9 protein-coding genes are annotated in these 12,523 nt (G+C 49.5%); 8 read left to right on the top strand and 1 reads right to left on the bottom strand.

From position 1 onward, the window contains the following. Positions 1-28 precede the first annotated feature (28 nt). Together ACO0LF_RS00140 and ACO0LF_RS00135 are read left to right on the top strand one after the other, a co-directional pair. Positions 29-3,346: a type I restriction endonuclease subunit R gene (locus ACO0LF_RS00140; protein WP_423010797.1), complete on the top strand. Its 3,318-nt coding sequence runs from the start codon at positions 29-31 to the stop codon at positions 3,344-3,346. Between the two features lie 56 nt (positions 3,347-3,402). Beyond that, positions 3,403-4,482, top strand: coding sequence for an endonuclease NucS domain-containing protein (locus ACO0LF_RS00135; protein WP_423010795.1), 1,080 nt, complete (start codon positions 3,403-3,405; stop codon positions 4,480-4,482). 57 nt (positions 4,483-4,539) lie between these two features. Here ACO0LF_RS00135 and ACO0LF_RS00130 read toward each other — a convergent pair whose 3' ends face one another. Then, on the bottom strand, positions 4,540-4,905 hold the full coding sequence (locus ACO0LF_RS00130; RefSeq protein WP_110257271.1) for a hypothetical protein: 366 nt from the start codon (positions 4,903-4,905) through the stop codon (positions 4,540-4,542). Between the two features lie 199 nt (positions 4,906-5,104). Between ACO0LF_RS00130 and ACO0LF_RS00125 the strand changes: the two genes are divergently transcribed. The 6 genes from ACO0LF_RS00125 to ACO0LF_RS00100 all read left to right on the top strand — a co-directional run bounded on the left by ACO0LF_RS00125 (position 5,105) and on the right by ACO0LF_RS00100 (position 12,416). Then, positions 5,105-6,802 (top strand): VRR-NUC domain-containing protein, encoded by a 1,698-nt coding sequence (locus ACO0LF_RS00125; RefSeq protein ID WP_423010793.1) that lies wholly within the window; start codon positions 5,105-5,107, stop codon positions 6,800-6,802. After that, a complete protein-coding gene (locus tag ACO0LF_RS00120; RefSeq protein ID WP_423010791.1) occupies positions 6,799-9,057 on the top strand; it encodes a helicase C-terminal domain-containing protein in 2,259 nt (752 codons plus the stop codon). Before ACO0LF_RS00125 ends, ACO0LF_RS00120 begins: the two co-directional genes overlap by 4 nt. 357 nt (positions 9,058-9,414) lie before the next feature. After that, entirely contained in the window at positions 9,415-10,158 is a 744-nt protein-coding gene (locus ACO0LF_RS00115) for a TetR/AcrR family transcriptional regulator (RefSeq protein ID WP_423010789.1), read from the top strand. Beyond that, positions 10,155-11,537: an ABC1 kinase family protein gene (locus ACO0LF_RS00110; RefSeq protein ID WP_423010787.1), complete on the top strand. Its 1,383-nt coding sequence runs from the start codon at positions 10,155-10,157 to the stop codon at positions 11,535-11,537. The genes ACO0LF_RS00115 and ACO0LF_RS00110 overlap by 4 nt, the downstream gene beginning before the upstream one ends. Beyond that, positions 11,521-11,910, top strand: coding sequence for a DUF6463 family protein (locus tag ACO0LF_RS00105; protein ID WP_423010785.1), 390 nt, complete (start codon positions 11,521-11,523; stop codon positions 11,908-11,910). The genes ACO0LF_RS00110 and ACO0LF_RS00105 overlap by 17 nt, the downstream gene beginning before the upstream one ends. Beyond that, positions 11,907-12,416: a DUF2867 domain-containing protein gene (locus ACO0LF_RS00100; RefSeq protein WP_423010783.1), complete on the top strand. Its 510-nt coding sequence runs from the start codon at positions 11,907-11,909 to the stop codon at positions 12,414-12,416. The genes ACO0LF_RS00105 and ACO0LF_RS00100 overlap by 4 nt, the downstream gene beginning before the upstream one ends. The last annotated feature ends 107 nt before the right edge of the window (positions 12,417-12,523 follow it).

Raw genomic sequence — 12,523 nt, 5'->3', positions numbered from 1 at the left:
AACCAAGACTCCACCAGAGAACCTCTTTATGAGCAAAGCCAACGAACTGACCTTTCAAAACGACATGATCCGCCAGCTCGTGGCCAATGGCTGGCTGCTCGGCAAGGCGGAGCATTACAATCGTGAACTAGCTTTGTATCCTGAAGATGTGCTAGGTTTTGTCAGAGACACGCAAGACGAGCAATGGCAAAAGTTTTGTGCCTTGTATCCGGTGCAGCCTGAGCAAAAATTTCTGGAGCGGCTGGCGCAGCAGCTCAACAAGTCTGACCCGAATGCGGCGAATAAAGAGATGCGTACCTTTGGCACTCTGGGTGTCTTAAGACATGAACTGAAAGACCGGGGTACGCGCTTTTCGCTTTGCCAGTTTGCGCCTGAACATGATTTAAACCCGGATACCTTGGCGCGTTATAAGCAGAACCGTTTGCGTGTAGTGCCGGAATTGGTTTACAGTCCCTGGGTGAAGGAGACGGATGCTACGCCGCTGGATTCCCGCCTGCGCGGGAATGACGACGCTACGGGTACGGATGAGGCAAGCAATGCAAAAGCAAAAGCCTGGCGCATTGATCTGGTCTTGTTCGTCAATGGCATACCAGTTGCGACTTTGGAATTGAAGTCTGAATTTAAACAGGCAGTGCACAATGCCATGCGCCAATACCGCACTACGCGTTTGCCTGTTGACCCCATCACCAAAAAACCAGAACCACTGCTGACTTTCAAACGTGGTGCACTGGTGCATTTTGCGGTGAGCCAGTATGAAGTCTATATGACGACCCGGCTAGAAGGTGAAGATACTTTCTTCTTGCCCTTTAACAAGGGTACGCATGATGGTGGCGCTGGCAATGATGTGCCTGAAGATGTCACGCAATATGCCACTGACTATTTGTGGAATGAAGTCTTATTGCCCGACAATTTGCTAAAGATTTTGGGCCGCTATGTGCATTTGCAGATAGAAGAAAAAGAAGACTGGGAAGGCCGCAAGTATAAAAAAGAAAGCCTGATTTTCCCGCGTTATCACCAGTGGGATGTGGTGAATAAATTATTGGATGCAGCTCGTACCGAAGGGCCGGGGCATAAATACCTGATACAGCACAGCGCGGGTTCAGGCAAATCAAATTCGATTGCGTGGGTCGCGCACCAGTTATCGTCTTTGTATGATGAACGGGGCAACAAGCAATTTCATTCTGTGATTGTAGTGACAGACCGTACTGTGCTGGATGCGCAATTGCAAGACACGATTGCCCAGTTTGAACATACCGATGGCGTGGTTGGCCGCATCAATAACCAGGAAGGTGATGGTTCCAAATCAGAAAAATTGGCCAAGGCTTTGGAAAGTTCACAGCCGATTATTATCGTGACGATACAGACCTTCCCTTTTGTTTTGCAGGCGATAGAAAACAGTGTGAGTCTGAAAGAGCGTAATTATGTAGTCATTGCAGATGAGGCGCATTCTTCACAAACCGGCTCAACAGCGCGCAAGTTAAAAGAAGTCTTGATGGTGGATGGCAGTGTCAGTGATGAAGACGAAATCACCTCTGACGATATCATCGATGCGGCGGTTGCCTCACGCCGTGCTTCCAAAAACCTGAGCTATCTGGCATTTACTGCGACGCCAAAAACCAAGACGCTGGAATTATTTGGCCGCCGCCCTCGCCCTGACGAACAGGCTTCAAAAACCAATAAGCCTGCTGCCTTCCATGTTTACAGCATGCGCCAGGCGATAGAAGAAGGTTTTATCCTGGATGTATTGCAGAACTACACCAATTACAAAGTGGCATACAACCTCGCCATGCGTATCAACGATGCTGATCAACAGGTAGAAAGCAAAAAAGCCACGGTCAAACTCAACCAGTGGGTGCGCCTGCACGATCACAACATCAGCCAAAAGGTCATGATCATCGTCGAGCATTTTAAAACGCATGTGATGGGCTTATTGGGTGGGCAAGCCAAGGCCATGGTCGTGACCAGTTCACGCAAAGAAGCTGTGCGCTATAAAAAGTCTTTTGACACTTATATTGCCAAGAAAAGTGAAAGCGAGCCTGACTATCAAAAGATACGGGCAATGGTCGCGTTCTCAGGCGAGGTAGAGTTTAACGACAAGGACCCGAATATCGAAGCGCTGCTGGATCAAAAATTCACAGAATCGAATATGAACCCGGCCTTAAAAGGCCGCGACATGCGCAAGGCTTTTGATACGGATGACTATCAGCTCATGATCGTCGCCAACAAGTTTCAAACAGGCTTTGACCAGCCCAAGTTATGCGCCATGTATGTGGATAAAAAACTGGGTGGTGTGGAATGTGTGCAAACCTTATCACGTCTGAACCGCACTTACCCAGGCAAAAAAGAAACTGGCACTTTTGTTCTGGATTTTTTTAATGACCCTGAAGATATCCTTTCCTCCTTCCGGCCTTACTTTCAAACGGCAGAACTGGCAGATGTATCCAACCCCAATCTGATTTTTGATCTATTTGATAAATTGCGTACTGCGGACATTTTCACCTGGACAGAAGTTGAACAATTCTGCAAAGCCTTCTTTGTACAAAGCAAGAGTAATGCCGCCATAGCCAATATCTGCAAACCAGCGGTAGAGCGCTGGCAAAAACGATATAAGCATGCGGTAGAGGCTTATAAGCAAGCCAAGGAAATGTTTGAACGCACAAAGAAGTTCAATGACGCGGTTCTGATTGCCAATGCTGAAAACAGTCTTAAAGACTGCAAGAAAGCCAGGGACGCACTGGAGATTTTCAAAAAAGACCTGGGCACTTTCGTGCGTTTTTATGAGTTCATGTCGCAAATCGTTGATTACGACGACAAGGATTTGGAAAAACTCAGCCTGTACGCCCGCAACCTGCGCCCCATGCTGCGAGAAACCATCACCGATGAAGATGATATCGATTTATCGACTATCTCTCTGAGCCACTATCGCGTATCCAAAATCCGCCAGCAGCATTTGCTGCTGAAAGAAGACCAGGAAGAATACCAGTTAGTGCCGGGCGAAGGCGCAGGCACAGCCAAGGCTAAGGACAAGAAAACTGAGTTCTTGTCGCAGATAGTCCATAGACTCAATGAGCTGTTCATCACCGACCAGTTAAGTGACCAGGACATGGTCAATTACGCCTATACCATCAGCGACAAGGTCAGGGAGAATTCTATCGTCATGCAACAGATAGCCAACAACAGCGCAGAACAAGCCATGTTGGGTGATTTTTCCAAAGCTGTAGATGATGCAATTTTGGATAGCAGTGAAGTGCATCAAATTCAGATGATGCAGTTATTGTCTGACCCTAAACGCAATGCCGGTTTTGCGAAGGTGATTTTTGATTTATTGACGCGACCAGCGCCGTGATGAAAATCACCATCAATAACAGATAGAAAAATACTAGCCAAATAAATAGGACAAGAATGAGTATACGGACTGCATTATGGAAAGTAGGTAAGCAACCACAACAGTTGGTCGAATCTGTATTGGAGAGCGAACAATTATTGGAAGAAATGATAGTCTCTTCACCCAAATTGTTGTCAGATGAATGGCTATTGATCGGGCGGCAAGAGTCGACTGGCTTTGGTGGTCGCATTGATTTGCTGGCCATCGCACCTGATGGTGCCTTAGTACTCATAGAGATTAAACGAAACCGCACACCACGTGAAGTTGTTGCTCAGGCACTCGATTATGCAGCCTGGGTACAGACTCTGACTTCAGATGACATTGCTGGCATTTACAACCGCTTCGCCCCTGGTAAAAGTTTGGCAAATGAATTTAAAAACTATTTTGGCCATGAACTGGAAGAAGACACTATCAACGACAATCACCAGATTGTGATTGTTGCAGGTTCACTGGATGAGAGTAGCGAGCGTATTATCAATTATCTCAGTGACAGAGATATTGCAATTAACGTTTTGTGTTTCCAGGTATTCTCAATCGATGGCGAGCAGTTAATCAGTCGTGCATGGTTGCGTGACCCATTGTTAGCGCAAGTGACCGTTACGCCGATTGGTGAGGCAGAACCATGGAATGGTGAGTACTATCATTCCTTTGGTGACAGTGCTACCCGATCATGGAGCGATGCAGTCAAGTACGGCTTCATCTGCGGTGGCGGTGGTGCCTGGTATAGCAGAACAATAAAGCAACTTAATCCCGGGGATAGAATCTGGGCCAATGTCCCGGGCTCTGGATACGTCGGCGTAGGCATCGTGACAGGTCACATGCAGGCGGCAAGTGATTTCAAAGTGAATACGCCAGAAGGCGAGAGAAATATCCTTGAAGTTGCAAAAAATGGTAATTATCACGCAGCCTATACAAATGATCCTGAAAGAAGCGAATATTTTGTACCGGTCAATTGGATAAAGACATTTCCTCTGAATCAGGCTGTGCAAGAAATTGGCTTGTTTGGCAATCAAAATACTGTATGTAAGCCAACCACGCCGAAATGGCGCACTACAATAGATCGGCTGAAAGAACGCTTTCAAGTATCAAATAAATAATTCTTAATGCGCCTTTTCATCAGGCGCATTTTTTATTTTACTTATCGCTTGCCAATATCAATACCTATGCTCATCCACCAAATGCTTGTTAAAACTGTACTTGCTACCACCTTGCAGCACATCGGTCAGGCGTTTGGGGTTGGCGGATGAGATGAAGATGTCGGCGATGCCGTCCTTGACGCGGAACTTGGTGGCGGGGCTGAGGATATTGTTGGCTTTGATCATCAGGTGGCGGATGATTTTGGCTTTTTCGCTGCAGATGAGGAAGTGGTTTTCTTTTCTGAAGTTGGTCAGGGGGATGTTGAGCCACCAGCCTTCGTCGTTGCCATAGCGGACGACTTGGGAGAATTGGGTGTTGCCTTCGTTGAGGACGTTGGCTTGCAGGGAATCGTTGGCGATTTGGATGGCTTCGGCTTTGTTCATTTTTTTGTCTTCTTTGGCGTTTGGGTGGGGGGGTAGTAGTTAAATTGCTACTGGGTCTGCGATAGAAACCCATCCCTATCCCTGCCTTTCCCTTGATGGGAAAGGAGTATGTGGCGGTATTTTAACCGTTGCAGCTTCAATACTGACGGAATTGCTCGCAGTTCTCGTTTACCCTTCCTGCCACATTGCGTTAAACTGTATGCATATACAGTCATTTAAACGCTCCCCCTGCCCCATGCTTGCCAATCTGGAACATCCCTTTTACTACCTTGAAAACTTCCAGGCTGTGCTGGACTGGGTGGGTGGTCGTTATGCAGATTTGCTGACTGATGATGAAGAGGCGTTTATTGCGCAGTTTGGCAGCCTACCTCAGGCGTCGCGGGCTTTGTTTGTGCGTATGGTGATGCGCAAGGGTTGTGTGTTCAGGGCCAGCAAGCTGCTGTATGGCGAGATTGGTAAGACCTGTTCGGCCATGCAGGTGCTGGTGGATGTGGGCTGGGTGCAGGCTGATCCTGTGCTTGATATTGCGGGCTTGTTTGATTTGCTGCAAAAGCCTGAGCTGGCGCTGGTGTTGGCGATGACGCCCGCTGAAAAGAAATTGGCAAAGGCTGAGCAACTGGGATTGTTTGGTTTGCGGCATACGAGTAGCCAGGCGTTTTCTGCATGGTGTTCTGATTCTGTGGATGATGCGGCTTACCAGGTGCTGAACAAGGATTTGTGTGACCGTTTGCGTTTGCTATTTTTTGGCAATCTGTATCAAGACTGGTCTGAGTTTGTGTTGTCTGACCTGGGTATTTTCCAGTATGAGAAGGTGGAGTTTTCTGCAGCCTCACGTGGTTTTGGCTGTCGCGCGGATATTGAGGCTTATCTGGCTTTGCATGCCTGTCGTGAGGCTTTTCATGCGGAGCAGCCTGTGCCTGAGGTGCTAGCGCAATTGACTGCGACTGGCTTGCATGCCATGGACAATGCCTGGATTGCCAGCCGCCGTAACCGTTTGCTGTACCAGATTGGTGAGTATCTGGAAAAGCAAAAGGACTGGGTGCTGGCGCAGCAGGTGTATGGGGGTTGTACTTACCCGGGTGCGCGCTTGCGGGTCATACGTGTGCTGGAGAAAAGCGAACAGACGCAGGCTGCCTATGATTTGCTGACGCTGGCGCAACAAGCGCCTGAGAGTGAGGCAGAACATCAGCAGATCAGGCGTATTGCGCCGCGACTTGCCCGCAAGCTGGGGTTAGCCAAAGCCGCCAGAGTGACTAGTACGCCACCGATAGAACTGGGCTTGCGCCTGCCCTTCCCGCAAGAAGATTATGTGGTCGAATATGTGGTGCGGGATCATTTGCACACAGATGATGCGCCGGTGTTTTATGTGGAGAATGCGCTCATCAATTCGCTGTTTGGCTTGTTGTGCTGGCCTGTGATTTTCAAGGCGATACCGGGGGCGTTTTTTCACCCCTTCCAGCGTGGGCCTGCAGATTTATTGAGTGCCGATTTTCAGGCGCGGCGGGCGCATGATTTTGCTGCCTGTTTTGCGCAGCTGGACTCGGGTGCTTATCACCAGACCATACGGCAAACTTATGCGGCCAAGTCTGGTTTGCAATCGCCCTTTGTGTTTTGGAGTGCGCTGTCTGAAGATTTGCTGGAGATGGCGCTGGCCTGCATACCTGCTCAACATTTGAAGCATAGTTTCGAGCGCATCTTGCTCGATATACGTGCCAACCGCAATGGTTTTCCTGACTTGATACAGTTTTGGCCGCAAGAGCAGCGTTACCAGATGATAGAAGTCAAAGGGCCAGGAGATAAGCTGCAGGATAACCAGAAACGCTGGCTGGACTTTTGTGCCACGCATGATATGCCTGTGGCGGTCTGTTACCTGGAATGGCAAGAGGCTGAGCAGTGAACGCTGAAGGCACAGCCAGCTATACCGTCGCCGTGCGTGCCTTGTGCGAATTCACGGCCAAGCAAGGTGATCTGGATTTGCGTTTTACACCCTCACCCACAGCCGAGCAAGGCATGGCCGGGCATGCGACAGTGGCCCTGCGCAGAAACAGCAGTTATCAGCGTGAAGTGAAGCTGGAAGGCCAGCATGGCGGCTTGCATGTGCGTGGCCGCGCCGACGGTTATGACCCTGACTTGCAGCAGATAGAAGAAATCAAAACCTACCTGGGTGATTTGCATGCCATGCCAGATAATCACAGGCATCTGCATTGGGCACAGGCCAAGGTGTATGGGCATTTGCTATGTCAGAAACTGGGCTTGCAAAAGATCAGTGTGGCGCTGGTGTATTTCAATATACAAAGCCAGAAAGAAACGGTGCTGCAGCAAGAGTTGCTGGCTGCTGAATTGTCAGATTTTTTTGCTTTGCTGTGTGGCCGCTTTATTGCCTGGGCAGAGCAGGAAGTGGTACATCGTGCTGCGCGGGATCTAGCCTTGATGGGCATGGTGTTTCCGCATGCGACGTTCAGACCCGGTCAAAGGCAACTGGCTGAAGCGATGTACAAGGCCAGCAAGCGCAGCTGTTGCCTGCTGGCGCAAGCACCGACGGGTATAGGCAAAACCATAGGCTCTTTGTTCCCCTTGTTAAAGGCTGCGGCAGAGCACAAGCTGGACAAGATTTTTTATCTTGCAGCAAAAACGTCGGGGCGACAACTGGCTTTGCATGCGCTCGGCAATATCCAAAACAGTACACCCAGCCTCGGCTTGCGCAGGCTGGAGCTTGTGGCAAAAACCAAGGCATGTGAATATCCTGAAGCCGCTTGTCATGGCGATGCCTGCCCACTCGCCAAAGGCTTTTATGATCGTCTGCCTGCTGCGCGTGCTGCAGCTGCTGAACAGCAATTGCTGGATAAAGAGGGCTTGCGCAGCGTCGCCCTGACACACCAGGTTTGTCCTTATTACCTGGGCATAGAAATGGCACGCTGGGCGGATGTCATCATAGGTGACTATAACTATTATTTTGATCTGTATGCTTTGTTGCATGGCTTAACGATAGTGAATAACTGGCGTGTCGCTGTGCTGGTGGACGAGGCGCACAATATGGTGACGCGGGCGCGCCAGATGTATAGCGCTGAGTTGCAGCGTGACAGCCTGAAGCGTTTAAGAAAAGCGCCGCCGCCAGCGCTCAAAAAGCCTTTGGATAGCTTGCATCGCACATGGCTGCAACTGGAAAAAGAGCAGGAAGCTGATTATCAGCCTCATGCCGAGATATCAGAAAAACTCCTGACTGCGTTGACGCGGCTATGCACAGAAATTGGTCTTTACTTTGCTGACAACCCCAGCCAGTTAGCGCCATATTTACAGCAGTTTTATCTGGATGCCTTGCTGTTCAACCGTCTGGCAGAAAGCTTTGCTGATCATTCAATATTTGATATCAGCAAAGCGCATGGTACATCGACGCTCTGCATACGCAATATCGTGCCTGCTGCTTTCCTGACACCGCGTTTTGCGACCGGCCATACAACAGCGCTGTTCTCGGCCACGCTCAGTCCCTGGAATTATTATTGCGATACTCTTGGTCTGCCAGAAGGCACGGCCTGGGTGGATGTGGAGTCGCCCTTCTCTGCGGATCAGTTGCAGGTGCATGTGGTGGATAGTGTCTCAACCCGTTATGCCGATCGTGCGCGCTCTGTTGCGCCTATCGTCGCCTTAATGGCGCGACAATATCATGCGCAGCCGGGTAATTATCTGGCCTTCTTTAGCAGCTTTGATTACCTTGAGCAGGTCAGCAGCAGCTTCATCAATGCGCATCCTGATATACCTGTGCGTTTGCAAACCCGGCGTATGCATGAAACTGATCGCGAAGATTTCCTGGCGCAATTTACTGAGGATAGCCAGGGGATAGCCTTTGCCGTGCTGGGCGGCTCATTTGGTGAAGGTATAGATTTGCCTGGCGCTCGCCTGATTGGGGCTTTTATCGCGACGCTGGGCTTGCCGCAACTCAATCCCATCAATGAACAGATCAAACTGCGCATGGATAAAATATTTGGGGCGGGGTATGACTATGCTTATCTTTACCCTGGTTTGCAAAAGGTGGTGCAGGCTGCGGGGCGGGTGATACGGCAGACTGATGACAAGGGTGTGCTCTATTTGATTGATGACCGCTTTGCGCGTGGGGATGTGCGGGCTTTGTTGCCGGGGTGGTGGGCGGTGAGGTAGCGGTATAGTGCCTTGTAGTTTGGGCTTTTCGTAGGTTGGGCTTTTCGTAGGTTGGGCTTTTCGTAGGTTGGGCTACGCTTCATCAGCCCAACACTGGGCCTCAGCAAACGTATACGTCATTTAAACGCCCAGTGTTGGGCTGATACCCCGTAGCCCAACCTACGCGCTGCAAACGTATACGCTATTTAAACGCTGAGTGTTGAGCTGATACCCCGTAGCCCAACGTACACATCCTCTACGCTCCACCCTCTCAATCAACACAAACCCGCCATTAAACAAGTAAACCTTGTTATTTAACGAAACCATGTATATATTAATGGAACTCAATCACCATTTTTATAGAAGTTGGTCTCGATTATGAAAACTTCCAAGTCCCAGCAAGAGCAAACCCGGCGCACACTGATACGTACTGCCGTTGATCTGATTACTGAAAAAGGTTATGACGCCGCGACCATGAAGCAGATTGCCCGTGAGGCGGGTATAGGTGATGCGACGATCTACAAGTATTTCCCCAGCAAGGAGAAAATCCTGCTGGCTTATTATGAGTTGAGCATAGAAATCACGCTGGAAGTCGCGCAAGAAACGCCGGGGTGGGACGAGTTCACCCTGCAAGAAAAACTGCAAAGGCTGGTTGATGCCTTGTTGGAACTTTTGCTCGGTGACCGTGAATTTGTAGAAATCACACGCGATATTTTTGGCAAATCGCCGCTCTTGATGATGCGTGACAATATGCCTGGCCAGCAAAGCCTGAAGCTGGAAATTCTTAACTTGCTGGAAGAGGCAGAACAGCGTGGCGATATCGCGCCTTGTGACTTCAAGAATCTGATCAGCGGTTTGTTTGGCGATTATCTGTTTGCTGTTATCGCTTACTGGCTCAAGGATGAATCAGACGAATTCTCGAATAGCACGCAATTGGTGGATATGACGCTGGCGATACTGGTGATGGCTTTGAAGAGTGGCATCGTCAATAAAATATCTGAGCTGGCCAGCTTCATGCTGCGTAACCAATTGTCGCGCATCATGCAAAATGGCTCTGGTTTGCTGGAGATGGTCAAGCTGGTGCAGAATGGATTGGGACGTGGCCTGGGGGATGTGCGATGAACAAGGCACCACCTGCCAGCAAGCTGGGTAGAAGCACTATCACTGGCCTGGCCCTGGCGCATGCCGGAGCCAGCAAGCTGAGGCACAAGGCGCGCCAGATGTTGCGTAGCGATGATGACAAGCAGGCTGCGCAAGAAAGGCATGAAACCGAGCTGGGCCGCATACTTTTCAAGGCCCTTAATCAGTTAAAAGGCAGTGCTCTCAAGGTATCGCAATTGCTGAGTATGGAAGCTGACTTTTTACCAGAAGGCATACGTCGCGAACTGGCCAAGGGCTGCCACCAGGTCACACCGCTGAACCGAGCCCTGATACATAAAGTCTTTCAGCGTGAATTTGGCATGGCACCAGAACATTTGTATGCGCAATTTGATGCACATGCTTTTGCCGCAGCCAGCCTGGGCCAGGTCCATCATGCGCAGCTGGCTAATGGCCAGCAACTGGCTGTCAAGGTGCAATACCCTGGCATAGCCGCTGCCATAGGCAGTGATTTGCGCATGTTGCGTGGCATTTTTCAGACCCTGGCCATGGGCAATACCATCTTGCCGCGCAAAGAAGTGATAGACCGCTTCATGAGTGAGCTGGAAGTCAAGATGGGGGAAGAACTCGATTATGAGCATGAGGCCATGCAACTCAACTGGTTTCATGCCAATGTGAATTTGCCTGGCATCGTCATCCCCAAATGCCTGGATGAGCTGTCAAGCGCGCGGGTCTTGACGATGGAAAAAATCGAAGGCCTGCACCTGGATGCCTGGCTGGCAACAGCACCTGACCATGCCCAGCGCAATCACTTTGGGCAATTGCTGTTTGACTGGTTCTGGTACAGCGTTTGTGAACTGGGCCGCGTGCATGCAGACCCGCATCCTGGCAATTTTTTGTTCATGTCAGATGGGCGTTTGGCGGTGCTGGACTTTGGTTGTACCAATAAAATGTCTTACCGTTTTTGTGATGCCATGGCACGTAGCTGGCGCGCCCTGTTGATGAAGGACGAAATAGAGCGCAATCGCCTCTTGCGCCTGGCTTATATCGATCTGGGCCTGTTTTCTGATGCGGTCACGCAAGATGAATTTGACCATAGTGTCATGACCGCACTTGCTGATTTGCATGCCTGGAAGATGGAAGCATTTCAAAGCAAGCAGTTTGACTTCAGAGATAAATCACCCTACCCCAAGAGCATCAATGCAGAACATAGCAAGCTGCTGTCAGGCATTCTGGCGGGCTGGCATGAAGATGTGCCTTATTTTGATCGCGCCTACCTGGGGTTGATGAATATGCTCAAGAAAATGGGGGCTGTCGTTAATACTGAAATAGCGTGGACTGAAATAGCGTGGACTGAAATAGCCTGGACTACAGAAGGAGAAAAGCATGGCAATACCAACTAAGACCCGGAAAATCTGGATAGGTCATTATCTGATCGCTGTCGCTGCGCTGCATACCATCGCTGCCATACTATTCTTTGGTCCCGTCTTTATGGGCATGCTGGAGCGTGGGGTATTTAATACCGTCAATCGTGACCCTTTACGGTCGGCAGCGACCTGGTTCTTGTTGTTTGGCATTCCGTTTTTGTTATTGGGCATGACTATCAACAGCCTGGAGCGCAAGCCTGATTTTACCGAAGCCTATATGCTGGGTTGGGGTATCCTGCTCTGCTGCATCTTTGCGGTCATACTGATACCCATATCAGGTTTTTGGCTGGCCATGCCTGCAGCAATTGCATTGATGAACATACGTGTAAACCAAGGACAGGTAGCATGAAAAACAAGATCACGGAAACAGCAATTCCAGCATCCAGCAAAATCGCTGAAGATGTACCTGGCGCCTACTTTTACGATTGCTATCAGATGCCATTCAATCACGCAGATTTGAGTGCCATGCAAATCTATATGGATACTTTTGCCAAAACGCCAGACTGGGTGAATGCCTTGATGGGCATACGTAATCGCGTGGTGACATTATTTGGCTTAAAAAATGTGGGCGGGATGAAGACGCTGAACAAGAGCAAACCTGCAGCAGCCTACCAGGTCGGTGATAAGGCGGGGATATTTTCTCTGGTGTACAAGTCAGAAGAAGAAGTCATACTCTGCGATTCTGACAAGCATCTGGATGTCAAGGTATCGGTATCCAAACAAAGCAGGGATGGTCAGGCTTTCATTGCACTCAGCACCGTCGTGCATGTACACAATAATTTGGGGCGAGCGTATATGTTTTTCGTCGGGCCAGCACACAAAGTCATAGCGCCCGCGGTTCTAGCCAAGGCATAAAAGAGAATTTTCTATTAAGTCGGAGATAAACCATATACGTATTTCCCCTCATCATTTTTGTCATGCATTTGTCATAAATCCCCTCTAAGATGAAATCACTAAAACAA

The sequence above is a fragment of the Undibacterium sp. Di27W genome, assembly GCF_049340345.1.
Taxonomy (GTDB): domain Bacteria; phylum Pseudomonadota; class Gammaproteobacteria; order Burkholderiales; family Burkholderiaceae_D; genus Undibacterium.
Note: the sequence above shows the minus strand (reverse complement) of the source record. Positions and strands in the feature narration are given on the sequence as shown.